Raw genomic sequence first — 22132 nt, 5'->3', positions numbered from 1 at the left:
CGCGCGCTTAGCCGGCGTTCGCATGGATCACGTCGGCGATCAGCTGATTAACCGGCGCCAGGTTCAAGGCCAGCGCGTCGCTCTGGTACAGCGGTTTGTCGCGCACCACGTCGGCCAGCACGCGGCCGTCCAGGTTGGCGGTGTCGACGGTCACCAGCGTAGAAAGACCGATGCGCAGCGGATGGTCGGCCACCTGCTTGGCGTCGAGCTCAATACGCACCGGCAGACGTTGCACCACTTTGATCCAGTTGCCGGTGGCGTTCTGGGCCGGCAGCAGCGAGAAGGCGCTGCCGGTGCCCATGTCGATACCGGCCACTTTGCCCTGATACACCACGTCGTCGCCGTAGACGTCGCTGACCACCGTCGCTGGCTGGCCGATGCGCATGTTGGCGATCTGGGTTTCCTTGAAGTTGGCGTCAACCCAAATGTGATCGGCCGGCACCACCGCCATCAGCGGCGAACCGGCGGCTATCTGCGCGCCGACCTGCACGCTGCGGCGCGAGACATAGCCGGTAATGGGGCTGATCACTTTGGTACGCTGCAGCGCCAGCCAGGCGTCGCGCATTTGCGCGGCGGCCTGTTGGATCGCCGGCTGCTGTTCCAGCGGGGTATTCAGCACCATCGCCTGGTTGGCGTTGTATTGCTGCACCGCCACTTCCAGCGCGGCCTTGGCGCTGTCGACCGCATCGCGAGCGTGTTGCAGCTCTTCGCGGCCGATGGCGTCAACGCTGCCCAGCACCACGCGGCGCTTCAGGTCGTTCTCGGCCTTGCTCAGATCGGTCTTGCGCAGGGCGATGTTGGCCTGATATTGCTTGCTGTTGATGATCAGCTGGTGGGTCTGGCGCACGCTGTTGGCCAGGCCGGTCTTGGCGCGTTCAAACGCCTGCTCGGCATCGGTCGGATCGAGCGTCAGCAGCACGTCGCCCTGCTTGACGTAGTCGGTGTTGTCGAAATTGACGCTGTTCACGCTGCCGGACACCTGGGCCATGATCTGCACCTGGTTGCCTGAGACGTAGGCGTCGTCGGTTTCCTGGTGATGACGCAGCACCAGGAACCAATACACTAAGTAAGCCACCCCTATAACAATGAAAATAACCGTCAGCAACAGCAGCCAAAATTTACGCTGCTTCTTTTTGCCGCTCGGCTGCTGCGGGTTTTGGATTTCCGCGCTTGCGCTCATGGTGTTCTCCAAGCCTTATATTATTATGCTTTCGAATCCGCTGCGGCCGGGGCCTGATAGCCACCGCCCAGCGCACGGATCAGTCCTATCTTCGCCTGCAGTAAGTTGCTGCTGGCATTCAACTCCGCCTGTTGCTGCTGCAATAGCTGCGTCTGGCTGGTCAACAGATCGTCGCGCCCGATAATCCCTGCCTGGTAACGGGCGTTGGCGACCTGATACACCTGTTGCATCGACTGGGCCGCGGACGCCGCCTGCAGCTGCTGTTGCGCAGAACTCTGCTGGATGGTGATGGCGTCGGCGGTTTCCTGTACCGCATTCAGGATGGTTTGGTTGTAGGATTCCACCGCTTCGTCATACAGCGCGGATTCCTCGCCCAGCTTGCTGCGCAGCGCCCCGGCGTGGAAGATCGGCAGCGAAATCGCCGGCATCACGTTCCAGGCCTGGCTGGCCGCTTCAAACAGATTCGGGCTGGTGCCACTGGTATTGGTGGTCATCAGGCCGGCGAAGGCTGAAATGGTCAGGCTGGGGTAAAACTCTTTACGTGCGGCGCTGACGCGCTGGCTGTAAGACTCCACCAGCTGGCGTTGCGCGGCGATGTCCGGGCGTTTGCCCAGCAGATCCGCCGTCAGCTCGCCCTGCGGCGCCATCAGGTTGTCTGCAGGCAACGGCACCTGACGCAGGTGCTGCATGGCGTTCGGCCCCTGGCCCGCCAGCGCGGCGAGTTGGTGCCGGAGCTGCTCGATCTGCGACTGCAGCTGCAGGATCTGCTGCTTGGCGACGTCGGACTGCGCCTGGGTTTGTTGCGGCACGTCGACGCCGGTCAGCCCGGCCTGATAGCGCTGTTGGCGCAGCGCGGTCAGGCGCTCATTGTTGTTCACTTCCTGCTGCAGCAGCTTCTCGAGTGCCAGATTGCTCTGCAGCTGATAGTAGGCGGACGCCACCGAGCTGGTCAGCGTCAGCGCCGCCTGTTCCTGCTCGGCGCGCGCGGCGTTGACCTGCGCTTTGGCGGCGTTCACCTGGTTGCGGTATTTGCCCCACCAGTCGAACTCGTACGCCAGGTTCAACCCCAGCGAGTTGGAGCTTGAATAGATTGGCTTATGCGGATACCCCAACCCCATATTGACGTTTTGCGGCACGCGCTGGCGCTGGGTGCTGGCGTTCAGATCCAGGTTCGGCCCGTTGGCGGCGCTGGCTTCGCCCACCACGCTTTGCGCTTCGCGCACGCGGGCGGCGGCCTGCCGCAGGGTCGGCGAGCTTTGCAGCGTTTGCGTCATCAGGGTATCCAACTGCGGATCCTTGAGGGCGCGCCACCACTGCGGGCTGACGGCCAGCGAACTGACTTTCGGCTGAGCCAACTGCAGGCTCTGCGGATCCATCAGCGTGGATTGCGGGGCAATATTATCGGTCGAAGCACACCCGGCCAGCAGCAACACGGCGAACAGCGGGGTGAATCTCCAGTTAAATGGGGATCGCATAATAGGTACCTGAACAGAAATTGTGAATTAGGGTAACTGTTCTGTGATTTCCATTTGATCCAGACGTGCCAGCAATTTGCGCGTCAGCTGTTCCAGCTGTTTTTGCTCATCGTCGGTCAACGTGGACCACAGGAAATGCAGACATTGGTGCTGCGGCGGCAGCAGTTGACTGAGAAACTCTTCCCCCTGCGGTGTCAGATGCAGATGCAGGCAGCGGCGATCGTTGTCGCTTTCCCGGCGCTCGATCCAGCCGCGTTTCTCCAGCTCATCGGCGATGCGGGTCGCATTGGTGCGCGAGGAGCCCAAGGCAGAGCTTAGCTCAGAAGGTTGGATGCTGTGGCTCTCCTGCGCATCCAGGGTAATCAGCGCCATAAACAGTGTTTCGTTAATCCCCTGCGCCTTGAGCATCTTATTGCGGTTTTCCAACAGCTTGCCTTGCATGTGCATGCACAGGCGGGTCAGCAGGATTTCCTGATAAGGGAAATCTTTCTGCCGCGTGGCGCGGAAATTCAGCATTTGTTCTATGGGGGCAAACGAGCTTTCCATAATTTAGGGCCTCATTAATTTCGTTCGAGATAGTAACGACGGTGACTAATAATGTAAATGTTCAGCCGTGCGGATAATTTAGCAATTCGTGTCATTTGTCAGTGTTTGTAAAGATGTGGCGCCTGAAAACGCCAAAGTGAAGCCAAACGATCGGAGCGGCGTCAGCCCGGACCGAAAAGCATTAACAGCTTTAATGTGACGCCAAAGGCCGTCGCGCCGAGCAGCGTCGACAGAATGATGCTTTTGCTGCGGTAGAAGCACAGCGCCAGCGCGGCGAACCCCACCAACGTCGGCAGCAGCTTGTCCGGTTCGCGCATCACCACCGGCGTGCTGGAGACCACCAGCAGGGCGCAGATCGAGGCGATGCCGATGCTGTCGAGCAGCAGGGCGGCTTTACCGCGTTTGAGGCCGGGCTGGGCGCGCGCCGGCGCCAGCCGCAGCGGCAGATAACGGAACAGGTAATTGGCGCAGCCCACCACCAGACCGATCGCCAGCACATCAGTGTTCATGGGGGGCCTCCGCAGGGGCTGGCTGGAACAGGGCGGCGATGCAGCCGGCGCCGATGCCGGCCAAAATGGCGACCGGAATGGAGAACAGCACTACGCCGAGCAGCGCGCCGGCCAGCGCGGCGGCGATAGTCAGGCTCTGCGGGCGGCGGAAGGCGGCCAGCAGGAAGCTGAGAAACAGCGCCGGCAGCATGAAGGCCAGCGAGGCTTCTATCACCGGGAACTGCTCCAGCGGGCCGTTGCCGAACAGCGCGCCGAGCGCGGTGCCGGCGACCCAGGAGAGCCAGGAACAGAGCGCGATGCCCAGCATCCAGTTTTCGCTCCAGCTGCGGTTATTGCGCATCAGCCTGGCGGTCGCGGCGGCGAAAACTTCATCGGTCAGGCCAAAGGCCCACATCGCCGTTTTGCCGGGCGACATGCGCGAGACGATGCGGTGACGCAGCGCCGGGCCGTACAGCAGGTGGCGCACGTCCATCGCCATCACCGTCAACGCGGAGACCCACAGCGACATTCCGGCGCTCAGCAGGGCGGTGATCACGAACTGGCTGGCGCCGGCGTAGATGATGCAGGAGAAGAAAATGCTTTCCAGCGGGGAAAAGCCCAGTTTGACGGCGCTGAGGCCGAAGGCGAACGCCACCGGGACATACCCGATGACGATCGGCAAACTGTCGACGACGCCGTTGGCGAAGGTGGCGCTGACGGCGGGCGGATTGAGGCTGTCTGCAGCTTGGCTTTGCATGGTTGTGGGTCGCAGGGTAGATAGGACTTCAATAGTTTATGGCCAGAACATTACCAGAGAGTAAGTAATGTTTATACCCTGCACCGCTAATAAATTTCTTAAGTTACTATTTGCACGATAATCAGATTGTCGCCGGCCCCTGCGGATCGTGGTGCTTGCCGAGCCACCAGGTCAGCAGGTTGAGCAGGCATAACACCCCGCCGGCGGCGGCCACGCCGTACCAGCCGGCATGCTGATAGGCCGAGGCGGAGAGCAGTGAACCGAGGGCGCCGCCGATAAAGTAGCTGGTCATGTAGCCGGCGGTCAGGCGGTTGCGCGCGTCCGGCATGATGCGGTACATCACGCTCTGGTTGGTGACGTGTACTGCCTGCACCGCCAGATCGAGGATCAGGATGCCGGCGATCAGCGCCCACAGCGATTGTTTAGCCAACGCGATGGGTATCCATGACAGCAGCAGCAGCACCAGGCCGACGGTGGTGGTCAGCCCGGCCTTGCCCTTGTCCGCCAGATGCCCGGCGCGCGAAGCGGCCAGCGCCCCGGCGGCGCCCACCAGGCCGAACAGCCCGATCACCCCCTCGGAGTAGTTGAACGGCGGCGCGGCGAGCAGAAAGGCCATGGAGGTCCAGAGCACGCTGAAGTTGGCGAACGACAGGGCGCCGAGGATGGCGCGGGTGCGCAGCAGCGGCGTGCGGCAGAACAGGCTGAAGATCGAGGCCAGCAGCTGCGGGTAGTTCAGCCCGGAGTGCTGCTTATAGCGCGGCAGCGCGCGCCACAGGATCAGCGCCATCAGGATCATCAGCACGCTGGCGACCCAGTAGATGGTGCGCCAGCCGCCGAACGACGCCAGTGCGCCCGCAACGGTGCGCGCCAACAGGATGCCGAGCAGCAGGCCGCTCATGATGATGCCGACGGTCTTGCCGCGCTTTTCCGGGTGAGCCAGCGTGGCGGCCAGCGGCACCAGGATCTGAGCCACCACAGAGAACAGCCCGGTGAGCGCGGTGCCGAGGATCATCATCGGCAGCGTGGCGGAGGTGGCGGTGATCAGCATACCCCCGGCGGCCAGCAGCGTCATGAAAACGATCAGCCCGCGGCGCTCGAACATATCGCCGAGCGGCACCAGCAGCAGCAGGCCGGTGGCGTAACCGAGCTGCGCGGCGGTAACGATAAAGCCGGCCTGGTTGACCGACAGATTGAAGCCGGTGGCGATGGTTTCCAGCAGCGGCTGCGCGTAATAGTTGCTGGCGACCGCCAGGCCGGTAGCGATGGCGATCAGCACGGTCAGCGCCGGGCTGAGGCCCGGGTGGACGTTTTGTTGGTTCATGATTTTTTCATCACGGGAAGAAGATAGCGCGCAGTATCCGGCAATGCGTCTGCGGAAACCAATGTATAATTTTCATTTGATTTATCTCATTTCAAGATAGATGCCATGAACCTGAAACAGATACGCTATGCGCTGGCGGTGGCGGAGGAACAGAGCTTCACCCGGGCGGCGCAGTGCTGCCATACGGTGCAGTCGGCGCTCAGCCACCAGATCGCCAAACTGGAAGAAGAGCTGGGCTGTACGCTGTTTGAGCGCACCTCGCGTCGGGTGCGATTGACCCCCGCCGGCCAGGCTTTCATTCCCTCGGCGCAGCGGCTGCTGGCGGCACAGCAGGCGCTGGTGGAAGAGGTGACCGCCGCCGGGGATGCGGTGTCCGGCATCTTGACCATCGGCACCATTTCAACCATAAACGCGATTGATCTGACCGAAAAGCTCGACAAGTTTCATCGCCACTATCCGGCGGTGAACATCCGCCTGTACGTCGGCATGAGCGAAGCCCTGCTGGAGGACGTGCGTCAGCAGAAGTGCGATATGGCGTTCGTCGGCATCTGGCCCGGCGATGTCGATTTGCTGCCGATGTCGCACCGGCAGTTGACCGATGAGCCGCTGGTGGCGTTGGTGGCGCCGCAGCATCCGCTGGCCAACCGTGAGCGGGTGAATCTGCAGGCGCTGGCGGAAGTGCCGCTGGTGGATTTCTACAGCGGCACCGGTGCGCGGCGCCAAACCGATCGCGCCTTCCAGGCGGCGGGCATCCGCCGGCACGTCAGTTTTGAAATCGATCATATCGAATGGTTGGAGAATCTGGTGCGGCGCGGATTGGCGGCGGGCATCGTACCGATCTCGACCGCGCAACGCCTAAGCACGCTGGTGTCGATTCCGATTGAAGACGGGCCGCGACGCCAGGTGTATTGCATCTGGCCGCAGCCCTTGTCAAACGCCGCCGCACGTTTTTTACAGTTCAGCGGCATTGATATGGCGGGGTAGGGGGCGGCGGATGCGGCGCCCCCGATCGGTTACGGCTTCGCCGCCTCGGCGGCGGTTTTCACCCAGCCGTCGAAGGTCGCCTGATGCGCCTTGATCCAGCCGTTGACGTGGTTCTGGATGTCGGCTTCCGAAGCCTGGCCTTCATGCATACGCAGGTTTTGCGCGTTGATGTCGGCGATCGGCAGCTTCATGATGGCGAACAGCTTGGCGGCCGCCGGATTGGCTTCGGCCCACTGCTTGTTGGCGGCGATGCGCATGGTGTTGACCGGGAAGCCGTAGTTGGCGCCGTTAGGCAGCTTGGTGTCGACGTTCTTCTGCTCGCCCGGCAGGGAGGAGAACGGTACCTGCAGCCAGACCACGTCGCGGCCCGGCACCATCACATCGCTGACCCAGTACGGCGTCCAGGTGTAATACAGCACCGGTTTACCCTCTTTGTAGCGGGTGATGGTGTCGGCGATCATCGCCGCGTAGTTGCCCTGGTTGTGCTCGACGGTGTTGCTCAGGCCGTAGGCCTTGATGTGGTGGTTGATCACCGCTTCGCAGCCCCAGCCCGGGGTGCAGCCGGTCAGATCGGCCTTGCCGTCGCCGTTGGTGTCGAACAGCTTGGCGATCTTGGGATCCTTAAGCTGCTCGACGTTGGTGATGTGATATTGCTCGGCGGTCTTCTTGTCGATCAGGTAGCCCTGCGCGGCGCCGTTGACGTAGACGCCTTCGCGGTAGAACTTGGCGTCGCCGCCTGCGGCCTTGTACTGATCGGCGTGCAGCGGATCCCAGTTGACCGCGATAAAGGTCGCGTCGCCGGAGGCGATCGAGGTGTAGGCGACGTTGTAATCCACTTCACGCGGTTCTTTCACGTCGTAACCCAGTTTTTCCAGCGCCTTGCTGACCAGCAGCGTCTGGAAGGTCTCTTCGGAAATGGTGCTTTGCACCGGCTGTACCGCGATCCCCTTGCCGGGTAAATCTGCCGCGCTCACGCTCTGTGAGCCAATCAGCGTCGTCAGGGCGAGAGCCCAGATGCCCGTAGTGCGCATAGTGTTTCCCCTTTTTTCGATGTGGTGGTGTCATAGCCCGCCGGGGCCGCAGCCGCCGGCGGGAAAAGCGTCAGGCTTGTTTGATGAACGGGCGAGTCAGCAGCCCGATGGGGCCGCGGCGATACCAGCGGCCGATGCCTTTGCTGCGGCGATCGCGCCCCAGCGATTGGGTGAGGCGATCGAGAATGATCGCCAGGATCACGATGCCGACCCCGCCGACGGCGGCCAGGCCCATGTCCAGCCGGCCGATGCCGCGCAGCACCATCTGGCCCAGACCGCCGACGGCGATCATCGAGGCGATGACCACCATCGACAGCGCCAACATCAGCGTCTGGTTCACGCCGGCCATGATGGTCGGCATCGCCAGCGGTAGCTGCACCTTGAACAGCAGCTGGCGCGGGCTGGCGCCGAAGGACTCGGCGGCCTCGATCAGATCTTCCGGCACCTGCTTGATGCCGAGAATGGTCAGGCGCACGATCGGCGGCAGCGCGAAGATAATGGTCACGACCACGCCCGGCACGTTGCCGATACCGAACAGCATGACGATCGGCACCAGATAGACGAAGGCCGGAGTGGTCTGCATCGCGTCGAGCAGTGGCCTGATGACTTTGGCGGCGTGCTTGCTGCGCGCCAGCCAGATGCCGAGCGGCAGGCCGATAAGGATGCAGAAGAACAGTGCGGTCAGCACCAGCGCCAGCGTGACCATCGCCTGCGACCAGGCGCCGATGGCGCCGATGGCGACCAGGGAGAGCAGCGTTGCGGCACCCATGCCGAGGCCCGAGACCTGCCAGGCGAGCAGCGAGAACACCAGAATGGCGATCGGCGCCGGCATGCCCAGCAGCAGTTGCTGGAAGCCGCTCAGGATCATGTCGACCGGCACGCGGATGCCCTGGAACAGCGGGCGGAAGTGCAACACCAGCCAGTCGATGCCCTGCGTGACCCAGGTATCGAACGGCACCCAGGCCTTGTGGAACGGATCGAGCAGGCTGAAGTGTTCCGGCTGCGCCGGGGCGCTGCTGAGCCAATCGGCACCTGACGCGGCGGCGTCATGGGTGGCCGGCGGCGGCGCGCTGGACCAGGCGTCGCCGGCGTTGGCGGCGGCATCGTTTGCGGGTGCGGCGCCGGTATCGGCCGGTGCGGTAGCCCAGGGATCTTGGGTTTGCGTAGTATCACTCATTGGCGGAGCCCTCCTTGTCCAACGCCTGCAGCAGCATGGCCTTGGAGATGATGCCGAGATAGTTATGTTCTTCGCACACTACCGGCACCGCGCACGGCGCCTGGGCGACCAGGGAAATCAGATCGCTGAGCGGCGTGTCGGCCGGCACGGCGGCAGGAGCCTCGAGCAGGGCATCGTCCAGCGTTTGATTGGCGGACAGCGCCTTTTTCAGCGACTCTATCGACACCACGCCGATAAATTTCTTTCCGCGTTCAACAACATAACCATAATCACGGTCCTCATCGCGCAGCAGCTGCAGCGCCGATCGGGGGCCAAAGCCGGGGGTTTTGCGGATCAGCGTCACCGGGCGCCGTTGGGCGATATCCTTGGCGCTGAATACGTGACTGATGTCCACGCCGCGGAAGAAGGTGCGCACATAGTCGTTGGCCGGGTTGTTCAGGATCTCGTCCGGCGTGCCGACCTGGATCACCTCACCGCCCTGCATGATGGCGATGCGATCGCCGATGCGCATCGCTTCGTCCAGATCGTGGGAAATAAACACGATGGTGCGCTGATGTTGGGCCTGTAATTTCACCAGCTCATCCTGCATTTCGGTACGAATTAACGGATCGAGCGCCGAGAAGGCTTCGTCCATCAATAATATATCCGGGTTATTGGCCAGGGCGCGGGCTAATCCCACGCGCTGGCGCATGCCGCCGGATAATTCATCCGGATAAGACAGCGCATAATTCTCCAGCCCGACCTGACGCAGGGCATCCAGCGCTTTTTCCTGGCGCTCCTGCAGCGGTATGCCGGCTAATTCCATACCGAAGGCGGTGTTATTAATGACATTCATGTGCGGCATCAGCGCGAATGACTGAAATACCATGCTGATCTTATTTCGCCGCACGGTGCGCAGCGCCGCGTCGGATATTTTGGCGATGTCCTCACCGTCAATCAGCACCTGGCCGCGGGTGGGTTCTATCAGACGATTGAGAAGGCGTACCAGGGTGGACTTGCCGGAACCGGAGAGCCCCATGATGACAAATATCTCGCCTTCTTCAATGGCCAGAGTGGCGTCTTTTACGCCGAGCGATAAGCCGGTTTTTTCAAACAGCCGATCTTTTGTCAGACCTTTATCCAGCAGTTTGAATGCGCGTTCCGGGTGTTCGCCAAATATCTTATACAGGTTCTTTACTTCGAGTTTAATTGCCATGCAATTTGCTGTTTCCTCTGGTTTAATTAACGCGTTATGGGCTGTCCTTAGCAAAATAAAAGAGCTTTTTACCCTAACACAGTGAATATCTGAGGCAACCCTCAATGTCATTTAAATGGGATATTAGTGGTTTACATCAAGGTTTTAATTAGTTATGGTAATTTGGCCCGTGACTCAAAATTGACGGCCATTATTTGCCATAATGGTTTGGTTTTTGGGGAAATAATACGGTGTGGCGCCGAGAAATATTTGGGCGCCGCGCCTGCCGTTCGGATAATAAAAAACCCGACCAGAGGCCGGGTAAAAGTCATCAGTATTTCATCAGTTTTAACGACAGGTGCCGATATCGAGGGGGATATCGTCGGGCGTTATGTTATCGCCGTAATATGACAGCCAGATGGCAGCCTCAGGCCTTGCGATACAGCCGCCGCGGATGGCCGATATTGCCGTACAGCATCTCTACCCGCACGAACTGGGTGGCGACGCAATATTCCAGATAACGGCGGGCGGTGGTCTTGCTGATGCCGACCTGCTCCACCACGTCTTCCACCGCATGCGCCACCGCCGGCTGGGCGATAAACAGCGCCTGCACCAGCTCGAGGGTATTGGTTTCGATGCCTTTGGCGCTTGGCTCGCTGGAGAACTGCTTCGACTGCAGGTTGTACAGCGCATCGACGTTGTCCTGATCGATGATCTTGAAGGTGCGCTGGGTTTGCACGAACTGCATGAAGCGTTCGAGCGAATTGCGCAGCCGCTTGTAGGATACCGGCTTGATGATGTAGTCGAAGGCGCCGTTGCGGATCGCCTGGCTGCAGGTGTGCATGTCGCTGGCGGCGGTGATGAAGATCACCGAACAGGCGGGGTTCTTCACCGCCGGCTCTTCCATCAGCTCAATGCCCTGGCCGTCCGGCAGAAAGTTATCCAGCAGGATCAGCCGCGGCTGATGCGCATTGGCTTTGGCCCGCGCTTCGGCCAGCGTGGCGGCGTAAGCCACCACCCGCAGGTTGAAATTTTTCTCGATGAACTCCGCGTGCAGCGTCGCCAGTTGCGGCTCGTCTTCCACGATCAGAACGTCCAGTGCTTGGTGTGACATAATCGGGTGCTCAAAAAATCGGGTTATGGGTTTTATTTAGGGATAAATATAGAGAATATCGAGCCGTGCGGCTCGTTGTCCGACACTTCTATGCTGCCGTGCGCCTGCGCCACGTGGCTGGCGACCAGATGCAGGCCGATGCCGTGGTCGCTTTTATCCGCTTTGGTGGTGACGCCCTGTTCAAACAGCGTATCACGAATCTCCTCGGCGATGCCGGTGCCGCGATCCGCCACCTCGATCACCAGCTCGTCGCTGCCGTCGCTGATATAAAGCTCGATCGCGTCGTGCGGGGCCGGGCAGTGCAGCGTCGCCTCCACGGCATTATCCAGCAGGTTGCCGACGATCGACATCAGTTCGGTCTCATTCAGCGCCGCCGGGATCTGCCGCAGCTGGCAGGCCGGATCGAAGCGCAGCTCGATGCCTTTTTCCCTGGCGCTGGAGTATTTGCCCAGCAGCAGGCCGCACAGCGCCGCCGAACTGAAGCGCTGCGAGATGAAATCGAGGATTTCCTGCGCGCCCTCCGACTGGGCCTCCACATAGCGGATGGCCTCGTCGTAGCGCTGCATATGCAGTAGCCCGGCCAGCGTGGCGGTCCAGTTCAGCTGTTCGTGGCGCATGATGCGCAGGTTGTCGGCATAGCGTTTCACCTGGCTGAGCTGGCTGCTCAGGGTATTGATGTCGTTCTTGTCGCGGAAGCTGATCACCCAGCCTTGCAGCTCCTGCTCCTGCATGATGCGCACCCGGCTGGCGATCACCCGCACGTGATTGAAGCGGCACACCTCATCGTGCGTATCCTGGCCCAGCTGCGCGGCGGCGAAGAAGTTCGGCTGCGCCTGAATGACGTCGCCGATCGGCCGGCCCAGCAAGCCGGCGGCGGGCTGGTGCAGATCCAATAGCTCGCGCGCCGCATGGTTGATGGTGATGATCCGCAGCTCTGGATCGATGGCGATCACCCCTTCATAGATGGCTTCCAGCAGCGCTTTTTGCTGGCGCACCAGCAGCGCGATCTCTTTCGGCTCCAGCCAGAACATCTGGCGCTTGAGGTTTTTCGACAGCAGCCAGGAAAAGACGAACAGGGCGATCAGCAGCAGGACGATGGAGCCGATAATTTGCGTCAGCGTCCTGGCATTTAAATTATCGATGTGCGATTTCAAATAGCCGACGGAAACGATACCGATCACGTGATTATTTTCATCCAGGATCGGCGCCTTGCTGCGCAATGAAACGCCAATGCCGCCCTTGCGAATGGAAATAATGCTTTTTCCTTCCAGCACCTCTTTATTATCGCCGCCGATCATCGGCGTGCCCAGGCGGCCTTCATATTCGGAATGATAAAGATGGCGGGCGTGATTATCGCCGATGACGATATAACTGGCATCGCTGCTGGCACGGATTTTTTTCATCAGCGCGGCGATTCTGGCGGCGTCGTTGTTTTCCACCGCGTTGACCAGCGAAGGAATGAGGGCGATTTCCCGCGCCTGCACCTGCGCGCGGGCGCCGAGATCGCGGTGCAGCTGCGCATCCAGCTGGTAATAGGTGTAGGCGCCGATGCAGGTCAGCAGCAGGCAGGAGAAGGCCACCAGGCACAGAAACAGCTTGATTTGGAATGAGAGTTTGAGCCGCATGGCGGAGCTTCACCGTAAAGAGATCCTGAAGCCTTACCCTATCACGAGAAGCGGGGTCTGTAATATTGCGCCCGATCAACTTGTGATCCCTCACACGGGATTAAAGTGAACCGGACGAGAATTGTTCGTCTGCGATAAAGTTGATAAGCTTTAAAATAAAAGCGGTATTAACACCATTAAAACCACGCCGGTTTTTACATAATCTTAATTAACCCCATAGAAACCATAACCACCATTAAAAACCCTTTTTAACTTTGAACATAATCACAGCAGATAATCCGTGCGCTTCTCTATGATGGCTGAACAAACTAATAAGAGGCCAGATTATGAGCACAACAGATGATTCTTACCTCGTAGCCAAAGACAAGGCCGCCGATATTCCTCTGCGTGAGAAATGGTGGCGGATACTGGACAATTATAAAGTAGGGATTATTCCGTTACCGTTCTTTATTCTGGCCGGCGTATTGATTCTGCTCGATTGCCTGGAAGGCAAATTGCCGAGCGATATCGTGGTGATGGTGGCTACCCTGGCGTTCTTCGGTTTCGCCTGCGGCGAATTCGGCAAGCGCCTGCCGCTGATCGGCAAAATGGGCGCGGCGGCGATCTGCGCCACCTTTATTCCTTCCGCGCTGGTGCACTACGGCCTGCTGCCGGACGTGGTGGTGGAGTCGACCACCAAGTTCTACAAATCGACCAACATTCTTTATCTCTACATCTGCTGCATCATCGTCGGCAGCATCATGAGCATGAACCGCCAGGTGCTGATCCAGGGCTTCCTGCGCATCTTCATTCCGATGCTGTGCGGCGAGATCGTCGGCATGCTGGTGGGGATGGGCGTCGGCATGGCGCTGGGCCTGGAGCCGTTCCAGATCTTCTTCTTCCTGATCCTGCCGATCATGGCCGGCGGCGTGGGTGAAGGGGCGATCCCGCTGTCGATGGGCTACGCGGCGATCCTGCACATGGAGCAGGGCGTGGCGTTGGGGCGCATTCTGCCGATCGTGATGCTCGGCAGCCTGACCGCCATCGTCATCGCCGGCCTGCTCAACCAGTTGGGCAAGCGTTATCCGCATCTGACCGGCGAAGGCAGCCTGATGCCGAGCAAGCAGGGCGACAGCGACATGAACGCGGTGGAAAAAATCAGCGGCAAGGTGGACGTCAGCACCATCGCCTGCGGCGCGCTGCTGGCCATCCTGCTGTATATGGTGGGCATGTTGCTGCACCGTCTGATCGGCCTGCCGGCGCCGGTGGGCATGCTGTTCGCCGCCGTGGCGGTGAAGCTGGCGCACGGGGTGTCGCCGCGCATTCAGGAAGGCTCGCAGGTGGTGTACAAATTCTTCCGCACCGCCGTGACCTATCCGATCCTGTTCGCGGTCGGGGTGGCCATCACGCCGTGGCAGGAGCTGGTGGACGCGTTCACCGTACAGAATCTGATCGTGATCGTCACGACCGTCAGCGCGCTGGTGGCGACCGGTTTCTTCGTCGGCAAGAAAATCGGCATGCATCCTATCGATGTGGCGATTGTCTCCTGCTGCCAGAGCGGGCAGGGCGGCACTGGCGACGTCGCGATCCTCACCGCCGGCAACCGCATGTCGCTGATGCCGTTCGCGCAGATCGCCACCCGAATCGGGGGCGCTATCAACGTCTCGCTGTCGCTGCTGGTGTTGGCCAAGTTCTTCGTATAACTCCTATAAATCCTTAGCGTTACTTTGCCTTTCCCCGCCCCCGCGGGGATTTTTTTTGCCCGCGCGCCGGCCGTACGCGCGGGCGGGGGGGATGGGGGTTATGCCGCCTGTTTCATGGCGGCGTCGTACCAGGCGAAGTAGCGCTCTACGCCGCGGCGGCCGGATTCGATCAGCGCGCGTTTCTTCTCCTCGCTGATGCCGAACTCCAGCGTGCCGACGTCAAGCGTGTCGACATACACGGTGCGTTTCCAGTCGTCGCTGTCCAGGTGCACCTTGGTTTGGATGTCCAGCATCACGTTGGCCACCGCCAGGGTGAAATCAAACAGGTTGTTGACCTGCGTGCGCGGACCTGCCTGCCCGGCGGCCTGGGCGATTTCGCCGGCGGAGTCCAGGCGAAGGCCCAGCGTGCGGGTGTTGATGCGCTGGCTTGAAGCGTCGATGTAAGGCGGCGTGGCGGAGAAGTCATAGTCGAACAGCCGCACCGGGTAGTTGTCGATCATGCCGCCGTCGATGCACAGGTCGCCCAGGGTGTTGTTCTTCGCCACGAAGGCGAACGGGAATGACATCGAAATGCGCAGGCCGTCCGCCACTTTCATGCGCGGCGTGGTGCGATGCGAATAGACCTCGCGCTGGCCGCTGTTGAGGTTGGCGCCGATAAAGTAAATCGACTTGAACCCTTTCGCCGCTTTCATCGCTTCGAACTGCTCGAAGGTAATATCCGGCTTGCCGGTATATTGCTTGATAATATCGCGCGACCATTGATAGAAATAATCGCCGGGCGCGATGCCGTATTGATTGAACAGGCGATAGGCATCGTGGAGCGTACCGAAAAAGCCGCCGTTATAATCGAGGAATTTTTTAAAATCCATCGCCGACAGAATTTTGGTGACGTCGGCCGAGCTGCAGCCCAGGCCGACCAGCAGCGCGGCGATGGCGCCCGCCGAGGCGCCGGAGGTTTGCTTGATCTGTGGCATGATGCCTTTAGCTTCCAGCAATTCCAGCGCACCGCCATAGGCGATGCCTTTTACGCCGCCGCCTTCAAAGACCAGATTTTCGAATTGATAGTTCATGATATTTCCTCACTCTTGGTTTAGGGAGTAAGAAAAATAACCAAGTGGCGAGCGAGAAAATATTGATTGGTGTTGTGTGAGTCGGCAAACAAAACTATTCATAATAAATATATTATTTATATATTTATTAAAGGCATTTATTAAACAGGCGCATCGGGATTTTTGCGTCAATACTTAGCGCTGTTCAATTCTCGCAAGGAGTCATCATGTTCTGGAAACGTTGTCTGCTGGGCGCGGCGCTGGCCGTTATGTCATTACAGGCCGGCGCCGCCGCGCCGCAGGCCAAAACCCCGACGCCGGGAGTTTACCGCATCATGCTGGGCAGTTTTGAAGTGACCGCGTTGTCTGACGGTATCATTCGCCTGCCGGCGGACAAACTGTTGCTGAACACCACGCCGCAGCAGATCGCCGCCGGGTTGGCCGAGCGGCATCAAAACCTGCCGGTGGTCACCTCGGTCAATGCCTATCTGATCAATACCGGCGACAAGCTGGTGATGATCGACAGCGGCGCCGGCCAGCTGCTGGGCGACGGCCTGGGCAAGCTGGTGGATAATCTGCGCGCGGCGGGCTATCAGCCTGAGCAGGTGGATGAGATCTACCTGACTCATATGCACCCGGATCACCTCGGCGGCCTGACGCACGACGGCAAGGCGGTATTCCCCAATGCGGTGGTGCGCGCCGCCAGCCAGGATGCGGACTTCTGGCTGAGCGCCGACCGGTTGAAACAGGCCAAGGCGCAGAACAAAGGCAATTTCGAAAAGGCCATGGCGGCGATCAAGCCTTACCAGGCGGCGGGGCACTTTAAGCCGTTCAACGGCGACGGCGAGCTTTCGCCGGGCATCGCCGCCTTTGCCGCTCACGGCCATACGCCAGGCCACAGTGTCTATCAGGTGACCAGCCAGGGCAAAAAGCTGCTGTTGCTGGGGGATCTGATCCACGTGGCGGCGGTGCAGATGCCGCATCCGAAGGTGGCTATCAGCTTTGACAGCGACGCCAAGGCGGCGGTCGCTCAACGGCTGCGGGTGTTCAGCGACAGCGCGCGGCAGAACGAGCTGGTGGGCGGCGCACACCTGTCGTTCCCGGGATTGGGCTACCTGAACCGCCAGGGAGAAGGGTACAGCTGGGTGCCGCTGAATTACGGCGCGTTGTAACGGGGATGGCCGTCCGTTGGGCGGCCATCGAACGAGTCCAGACGCATTGTTCGATAATTTGGGATGATGATGCCAGACAATCGGGGCTTATTCGCCGCGATAAAGAGTGCATGATTAACGTTACCCTCGTCGTTTTCTTTAAGGATCTCCGATGAACCAGAAAACTCCCCCCGTCGCTATCGTCACCGGCGCATCGCGCGGCATCGGCGCCGCCATCGCCGAGCGTCTGGCCGCCGACGGCTTTACCGTCATCATTAACTATTCAGGCAACCCGGCGCCGGCCGATGAGCTGGTGCGCAAGATAGAACAGCGCGGCGGCCGCGCCTTGAGCGTCAAAGCCGACGTCAGCGATGCATCTGCGGTCGCCCGGCTGTTCGACAGCGCCGAACAGGCGTTTGGCGGCATCGACGTGCTGGTCAATAACGCGGGGGTAATTGCGTTGGCGCCGGTGGCGGACATGCGCGATGAAGACGCGGATCGCCTGATCGACATCAACCTGAAAGGCAGCTTCAACACGATGCGTGAAGCGGCGAAGCGCCTGCGTGACAACGGCCGTATCATCAACTTCTCCTCCAGCGTGGTGGGGCTGCTGCAGCCGGGTTACGGCATGTATGCCGCCAGCAAGGCGGCGATCGAGGCGTTGACCAGCGTGCTGGCGAAAGAGCTGCGCGGCCGCAATATCACGGTAAACGCCGTCGCGCCGGGGCCGACCGCCACCGGTTTGTTCCTCGATGGCAAAACGCCGGAGCTTATCGATCGGCTGGCGAAGATGGCGCCGCTGGAGCGGCTGGGAACGCCGGACGATATCGCCGCGGCGGTGGCCTTCCTGGCCGGCACCGACGGCGGCTGGATCAACGGCCAAACCCTGCGCGCCAACGGCGGCATCATCTGATTGACGACGCGCCGCCGCCGGATCGGGTATCCTGTGGCGGCACACATCACATCAAGGGCGGTTTATGGCGGGCGACAATCAGCAATCCCAGCACGGCGTAAGATCGCCCTGCGTCAGCCTGTGCCGCATCGACGACGAAACCCAGCAGTGCCGGGGATGTCGGCGCACGCGGGCGGAGATCGCTGCCTGGCCGACCGCCGGCGACGCGGAGAAACGCGCCATCTGGCGGCGGCTTGAGCTGCGTCAATCGGTGAAATAATCACCAGCATTATTGCGCTGCCAGATTTCATGTAGCACAATTGAGCTACATGTGATTGACCGATGTTGGGAGCGATTATGTCGACGACGACCATCCGTATTCCAGATGAGCTTAAAGCCCGCGTCACCGCCGTCGCCGAGCAGGCTGGCGTGACGACTCACAGCTTTATTTTGCAGGCAATAGCGGAGAAAACGCAGCAAGAAGAGTTGCGCCGCGACTTTGAGAATGAAGCGGAAAAACGCTATGCCAAGATAATTGCGACGGGAGAGACGGTCTCTTGGAAAGAGATGCGCGGTTATTTGGAAAATTACGCAGCGGGTAACACTGACGTTGTTAAACCTCCGGTTAAAAAATTGGGGCGCTGATGGCAAATGTCGAGTTGGCGCCAGAGGTCAGGGATGATATCGAACGTATTCTCGCTCATTTGGCTCACTATGGCGCTGCGGATTCAGGGCGGCGCATTCAGGAAATCATCCAGGCGATTGCGGTATTGGAACATAATCCATTGATCGGACGAGCCCTTGGCGCAGGGCTGCGTGAATTGATTATTGGGCAGCAATCTCGCGGTTATTTGGCGCTCTACAAATATATCCCTGATATCGATACGGCGTTTGTTCTGGCGATCCGTAGTCAGAAAGAACAAGGGTATTGAATGCACGATACCGGCCTGAAAGACCGGTATCGTTGTCATGTCCTCAGAAATCCCAGTCCTCATCCTCGGTGTTGACCGCCTTGCCGATGACGTAAGACGAACCGGAACCGGAGAAGAAGTCGTGGTTTTCATCGGCGTTTGGCGACAATGCCGACAGGATAGCCGGGTTGACCTCCGCCATCGCCGGCGGGAACAGCGCCTCATACCCGAGGTTCATCAACGCCTTGTTGGCGTTGTAGTGCAGGAAGGTTTTCACGTCTTCCGTCCAGCCGACGCCGTCGTACAGCTCCTCGGTGTAGCGCACCTCGTTGTCGTACAGATCCTGCAGCAGATCGAAGGCAAAGTTTTTCACCTGCCGGCGCCGTGCGGCGTCCACTTTCTCCAGCCCTTTCTGGAATTTATAGCCGATATAGTAGCCATGCACCGCCTCGTCGCGGATGATCAGGCGGATCAGATCGGCGGTGTTGGTCAGCTTGGCGCGGCTCGACCAGTACATCGGCAGGTAAAAGCCCGAATAGAACAGGAACGACTCGAGGAACACGCTGGCAACCTTCTTCAACAGCGGATCGTCGCTGCGATAGTGCGCCAGAATGATGCCGGCCTTCTTCTGCAGCGCGCGGTTTTCCTCGCTCCAGCGGTAGGCGTCGTCCACGTCCGGCGTTTGGCACAGGGTGGAGAAGATTGAGCTGTACGAGCGGGCGTGCACCGCCTCCATAAAGCTGATGTTGGAGTACACCGCCTCTTCGTGCGGCGTCAGCGCATCGGCGATCAGGGCCGGCGCGCCGACGGTGTTCTGGATGGTGTCCAGCAGTGTCAACCCGGTGAACACCCGAATGGTCAGCTGCTGCTCCTTCGGCGTCAGCGTGGCCCAGGAGGGGATATCGTTGGACAGCGGCACCTTCTCCGGCAGCCAGAAGTTGGAGGTCAGGCGGTTCCACACCTCCAGATCCTTGTCGTCTTCGATGATGTTCCAGTTGATGGCGCGCACCAGCGGCGCCGATGTTACGGTCGTCATAAGTTGCCTCACAGCGCGCAGGACACGCAGCCCTGCACCTCGGTGCCTTCCAGCGCCATTTGGCGCAGGCGGATGTAGTAAATGGTCTTGATGCCTTTGCGCCAGGCGTAGATCTGCGCGCGGTTGATATCGCGGGTGGTGGCGGTATCGCGGAAGAACAGCGTCAGCGACAGCCCCTGATCGACGTGTTGCGTGGCGGCGGCGTAGGTATCGATGATCTTTTCCGGGCCAATCTCATAGGCATCCTGGTAATACGCCAGGTTGTCGTTGGTCATGTAGGGCGCCGGGTAGTAAACGCGGCCGATCTTGCCTTCCTTGCGGATCTCGATGCGTGAAACGATCGGGTGGATGCTGGAGGTGGCGTTATTGATGTACGAGATGGAACCGGTCGGCGGCACCGCCTGCAGGTTCTGGTTGTACAGCCCGTGCAGCATCACCGACTGGCGCAGCGCGCGCCAGTCGTCGCGGTTCGGAATGGCGATGCCGGCGGCGGCGAACAGCTCGCGCACCCGCTCGGTCTGCGGCAGCCAGTCGCGCTCGGTGTACTTATCGAAGTACTCGCCGCTGGCATAGCGGGAATGCTCAAAGCCGTCGAAGGCGCCGCCGCGCTCGATCGCCAGCCGGTTAGAGGCGCGGATGGCGTGATAGGCCACGGTATAGAAATAGAGGTTGGTGAAGTCGATGCCTTCTTCCGAGCCGTAGAAGATGCGCTCGCGCGCCAGGTAACCGTGCAGGTTCATCTGGCCCAAACCGATGGCGCGGGCGCTGCGGTTGCCTTCGGCGATCGACGGCACCGAGCGGATATCGCTCATGTCGGCCACCGCGGTCAGCGCGCGGATCGCGGTCTCGATCGCCTTGCCGAAGTCCGGCGCGTCCATGGTTTTGGCGATGTTCAGCGAGCCGAGGTTGCAGGAGATGTCCTTGCCGATGCGATCGTAGCTCAGATCCTCGTGATACGTGCTGGCGCGGTTGACCTGCAGGATCTCCGAACACAGGTTGCTCATGTTGATCCGCCCGGCGATCGGGTTCTCCCGGTTAACCGTGTCCTCGAACATCACATAGGGGTAGCCGGATTCGAACTGGATCTCCGCCAGCACCTGGAAGAACTCGCGCGCGTTGATGCGCGACTTGCGGATGCGCTTGTCGTCCACCATCTCGCGGTACTTCTCGCTGACGGCAATCTCCGAAAACGGCACGCCATACACCCGTTCGACGTCGTAGGGCGAAAACAGGTACATCTCTTCGTTGTTCTTCGCCAGCTCGAAGGTGATATCCGGGATCACCACCCCCAGCGACAGCGTTTTGATGCGGATCTTCTCGTCGGCGTTTTCGCGCTTGGTGTCGAGAAAACGCAGAATGTCCGGGTGGTGGGCGTTGAGATACACCGCGCCGGCCCCCTGGCGCGCGCCGAGCTGGTTGGCGTAGGAGAAGGCGTCTTCGAGCATTTTCATGATCGGAATGACGCCGGAGGACTGATTCTCGATGCGCTTGATCGGCGCGCCCACCTCGCGAATATTGCTCAGCATGAAGGCCACGCCGCCGCCGCGTTTCGACAGCTGCAGCGCGGAGTTCACCGCCCGGCCGATCGATTCCATATTGTCTTCGATGCGCAGCAGGAAGCAGGAGACCAGCTCACCGCGCTGGCGTTTGCCGCAGTTGAGGAAAGTCGGCGTGGCCGGCTGGAAGCGGCCCGAAATCATCTCCTCCACCAGATCCTGCGCCAGGGCGGTGTCGCCCGCCGCCAGCGTCAGCGCCACCATGCACACCCGGTCTTCGTAGCGTTCCAGATAGCGCTTGCCGTCGAAGGTTTTGAGCGTATAGCTGGTGTAGTACTTGAAGGCGCCGAGGAAGGTCTCGAAGCGGAATTTTTTGGCGTAGGCCTGCTGAAACAGCTGCTTGATAAACGGGAATTCGTACTGCGCCAGCACCTGCGGCTCGTAGTAGCCTTCCTCCACCAGATAGCGCAGCTTTTCCTCCAGGTTGTGGAAAAACACGGTGTTTTGGTTGACGTGCTGCAGGAAGTAGTGCCGCGCCGCCAGCCGATCTTTATCGAACTGGATCCGGCCTTCCGCATCGTAAAGATTGAGCATCGCGTTGAGCGAATGGTAATCCAGCGCGCCCGTTTCGGGCCTGGTCAGTTCTGTCGTTGCCAAAATGCGGTTACTCCCTGTCTAACGTTTTCAACGTCTTGCGTAGTGCCGAGCAGCTCAAAGCGGTATAAAAAAGGCACCTGGCATTTTTTGGCGATGATGTCGCCGGCGATGCCGTACGCCGCGCCGAAGTTGGTGTTCCCGGCGGCGATGACGCCGCGCAGGTATGAACGGTTTTGCGGAACGTTGAGAAAGCGGATCACCTGGATCGGCACCGCGCCGACGGCGCTGCCGCCGCCATAGCTGGGTACGATCAAGATAAAGGGGTGTTCCATCAGCAGCTTGCTGCGGGCGCCGGCGATCGGAATGCGGATCGCCGGCAGGCCCAGTTTCTCAACGAACCGATGGGTGTTCTCCGAGCTGCTGGAGAAATAAACCAGCGGATTCAT

At 60.3% G+C, this 22132-nt stretch carries 23 protein-coding genes; 8 read left to right on the top strand and 15 right to left on the bottom strand.

Annotated features, from left to right (window positions below; genetic code table 11):
* Positions 1-7 precede the first annotated feature (7 nt).
* From emrA to ACSBQQ_RS19525, 6 genes are all read right to left on the bottom strand, one after another.
* Positions 8-1180 carry a multidrug efflux MFS transporter periplasmic adaptor subunit EmrA gene (gene emrA, locus ACSBQQ_RS19550; protein ID WP_033649764.1) on the bottom strand — a complete coding sequence of 391 codons (1173 nt, stop codon included), beginning with the start codon at positions 1178-1180 and terminating at the stop codon, positions 8-10.
* 23 nt (positions 1181-1203) lie between these two features.
* A complete protein-coding gene (locus ACSBQQ_RS19545) occupies positions 1204-2655 on the bottom strand; it encodes an efflux transporter outer membrane subunit (RefSeq protein WP_033635706.1) in 1452 nt (483 codons plus the stop codon).
* 27 nt (positions 2656-2682) lie between these two features.
* Entirely contained in the window at positions 2683-3201 is a 519-nt protein-coding gene (mprA, locus tag ACSBQQ_RS19540) for a transcriptional repressor MprA (protein ID WP_004928879.1), read from the bottom strand.
* A gap of 161 nt (positions 3202-3362) precedes the next feature.
* Positions 3363-3710 carry an L-valine transporter subunit YgaH gene (ygaH, locus tag ACSBQQ_RS19535; RefSeq protein WP_033649768.1) on the bottom strand — a complete coding sequence of 116 codons (348 nt, stop codon included), beginning with the start codon at positions 3708-3710 and terminating at the stop codon, positions 3363-3365.
* The gene (locus ACSBQQ_RS19530; RefSeq protein WP_043147848.1) at positions 3700-4446 is read right to left on the bottom strand and encodes an AzlC family ABC transporter permease; all 747 of its coding nucleotides are present in this window, start codon (positions 4444-4446) and stop codon (positions 3700-3702) included. The genes ygaH and ACSBQQ_RS19530 overlap by 11 nt, the downstream gene beginning before the upstream one ends.
* A gap of 121 nt (positions 4447-4567) precedes the next feature.
* Positions 4568-5767 carry an MFS transporter gene (locus ACSBQQ_RS19525; RefSeq protein WP_033635700.1) on the bottom strand — a complete coding sequence of 400 codons (1200 nt, stop codon included), beginning with the start codon at positions 5765-5767 and terminating at the stop codon, positions 4568-4570.
* A 105-nt stretch (positions 5768-5872) separates the two neighbouring features.
* On the opposite strand from ACSBQQ_RS19525, the gene ACSBQQ_RS19520 reads away from it, so the two are divergent.
* Positions 5873-6751 (top strand): LysR family transcriptional regulator, encoded by an 879-nt coding sequence (locus ACSBQQ_RS19520; RefSeq protein ID WP_060429015.1) that lies wholly within the window; start codon positions 5873-5875, stop codon positions 6749-6751.
* A 29-nt stretch (positions 6752-6780) separates the two neighbouring features.
* Here the strand turns inward: ACSBQQ_RS19520 and proX are convergent, their stop codons facing one another.
* The 3 genes from proX to proV all read right to left on the bottom strand — a co-directional run bounded on the left by proX (position 6781) and on the right by proV (position 10154).
* Entirely contained in the window at positions 6781-7782 is a 1002-nt protein-coding gene (gene proX, locus ACSBQQ_RS19515) for a glycine betaine/L-proline ABC transporter substrate-binding protein ProX (RefSeq protein ID WP_033635697.1), read from the bottom strand.
* A gap of 70 nt (positions 7783-7852) precedes the next feature.
* Complete coding sequence (gene proW / locus ACSBQQ_RS19510; RefSeq protein WP_033649771.1) at positions 7853-8959, bottom strand: glycine betaine/L-proline ABC transporter permease ProW; 1107 nt, start codon at positions 8957-8959, stop codon at positions 7853-7855.
* Positions 8952-10154: a glycine betaine/L-proline ABC transporter ATP-binding protein ProV gene (gene proV, locus ACSBQQ_RS19505; RefSeq protein ID WP_033649772.1), complete on the bottom strand. Its 1203-nt coding sequence runs from the start codon at positions 10152-10154 to the stop codon at positions 8952-8954. Before proV ends, proW begins: the two co-directional genes overlap by 8 nt.
* 126 nt (positions 10155-10280) lie before the next feature.
* On the opposite strand from proV, the gene ACSBQQ_RS19500 reads away from it, so the two are divergent.
* Positions 10281-10544: a hypothetical protein gene (locus ACSBQQ_RS19500; protein ID WP_126171105.1), complete on the top strand. Its 264-nt coding sequence runs from the start codon at positions 10281-10283 to the stop codon at positions 10542-10544.
* Between the two features lie 16 nt (positions 10545-10560).
* Here ACSBQQ_RS19500 and ACSBQQ_RS19495 read toward each other — a convergent pair whose 3' ends face one another.
* Together ACSBQQ_RS19495 and ACSBQQ_RS19490 are read right to left on the bottom strand one after the other, a co-directional pair.
* Positions 10561-11247: a response regulator gene (locus ACSBQQ_RS19495; RefSeq protein WP_033635694.1), complete on the bottom strand. Its 687-nt coding sequence runs from the start codon at positions 11245-11247 to the stop codon at positions 10561-10563.
* A gap of 32 nt (positions 11248-11279) precedes the next feature.
* Positions 11280-12872: an ATP-binding protein gene (locus ACSBQQ_RS19490; protein WP_060429013.1), complete on the bottom strand. Its 1593-nt coding sequence runs from the start codon at positions 12870-12872 to the stop codon at positions 11280-11282.
* Positions 12873-13198: 326 nt separating this feature from the next.
* Between ACSBQQ_RS19490 and ACSBQQ_RS19485 the strand changes: the two genes are divergently transcribed.
* Positions 13199-14554, top strand: coding sequence for a 2-hydroxycarboxylate transporter family protein (locus ACSBQQ_RS19485; RefSeq protein WP_033635692.1), 1356 nt, complete (start codon positions 13199-13201; stop codon positions 14552-14554).
* A 98-nt stretch (positions 14555-14652) separates the two neighbouring features.
* Here ACSBQQ_RS19485 and ACSBQQ_RS19480 read toward each other — a convergent pair whose 3' ends face one another.
* Positions 14653-15624 (bottom strand): patatin-like phospholipase family protein, encoded by a 972-nt coding sequence (locus tag ACSBQQ_RS19480; RefSeq protein ID WP_033649775.1) that lies wholly within the window; start codon positions 15622-15624, stop codon positions 14653-14655.
* A 206-nt stretch (positions 15625-15830) separates the two neighbouring features.
* On the opposite strand from ACSBQQ_RS19480, the gene ACSBQQ_RS19475 reads away from it, so the two are divergent.
* The 5 genes from ACSBQQ_RS19475 to ACSBQQ_RS19455 all read left to right on the top strand — a co-directional run bounded on the left by ACSBQQ_RS19475 (position 15831) and on the right by ACSBQQ_RS19455 (position 18578).
* Positions 15831-16775 carry an MBL fold metallo-hydrolase gene (locus ACSBQQ_RS19475; RefSeq protein ID WP_048321887.1) on the top strand — a complete coding sequence of 315 codons (945 nt, stop codon included), beginning with the start codon at positions 15831-15833 and terminating at the stop codon, positions 16773-16775.
* Positions 16776-16926: 151 nt separating this feature from the next.
* Entirely contained in the window at positions 16927-17667 is a 741-nt protein-coding gene (locus tag ACSBQQ_RS19470; RefSeq protein WP_048321886.1) for an SDR family oxidoreductase, read from the top strand.
* Between the two features lie 64 nt (positions 17668-17731).
* Complete coding sequence (locus ACSBQQ_RS19465) at positions 17732-17926, top strand: DUF1289 domain-containing protein (RefSeq protein WP_039568654.1); 195 nt, start codon at positions 17732-17734, stop codon at positions 17924-17926.
* A 77-nt stretch (positions 17927-18003) separates the two neighbouring features.
* On the top strand, positions 18004-18291 hold the full coding sequence (locus ACSBQQ_RS19460) for a ribbon-helix-helix protein, CopG family (RefSeq protein WP_039568721.1): 288 nt from the start codon (positions 18004-18006) through the stop codon (positions 18289-18291).
* A complete protein-coding gene (locus ACSBQQ_RS19455; RefSeq protein ID WP_060429011.1) occupies positions 18291-18578 on the top strand; it encodes a type II toxin-antitoxin system RelE/ParE family toxin in 288 nt (95 codons plus the stop codon). Before ACSBQQ_RS19460 ends, ACSBQQ_RS19455 begins: the two co-directional genes overlap by 1 nt.
* 43 nt (positions 18579-18621) lie before the next feature.
* Here ACSBQQ_RS19455 and nrdF read toward each other — a convergent pair whose 3' ends face one another.
* Genes nrdF through nrdI form a run of 3 tightly spaced genes read right to left on the bottom strand, consistent with a single transcriptional unit; the run spans position 18622 to position 22132 of the window.
* Complete coding sequence (nrdF, locus tag ACSBQQ_RS19450) at positions 18622-19593, bottom strand: class 1b ribonucleoside-diphosphate reductase subunit beta (RefSeq protein ID WP_033635683.1); 972 nt, start codon at positions 19591-19593, stop codon at positions 18622-18624.
* 8 nt (positions 19594-19601) lie between these two features.
* Positions 19602-21746 carry a class 1b ribonucleoside-diphosphate reductase subunit alpha gene (nrdE, locus tag ACSBQQ_RS19445; RefSeq protein WP_072265932.1) on the bottom strand — a complete coding sequence of 715 codons (2145 nt, stop codon included), beginning with the start codon at positions 21744-21746 and terminating at the stop codon, positions 19602-19604.
* The gene (gene nrdI, locus ACSBQQ_RS19440) at positions 21728-22132 is read right to left on the bottom strand and encodes a class Ib ribonucleoside-diphosphate reductase assembly flavoprotein NrdI (protein ID WP_033649781.1); all 405 of its coding nucleotides are present in this window, start codon (positions 22130-22132) and stop codon (positions 21728-21730) included. Before nrdI ends, nrdE begins: the two co-directional genes overlap by 19 nt.

Source organism: Serratia sp. G204Y, from assembly GCF_051172435.1.
In the GTDB taxonomy this organism is placed as follows: domain Bacteria; phylum Pseudomonadota; class Gammaproteobacteria; order Enterobacterales; family Enterobacteriaceae; genus Serratia; species Serratia sarumanii.
The sequence above is the reverse complement of the archived record's forward strand: the minus strand, read 5'-3'. Positions and strand labels throughout refer to the sequence as shown.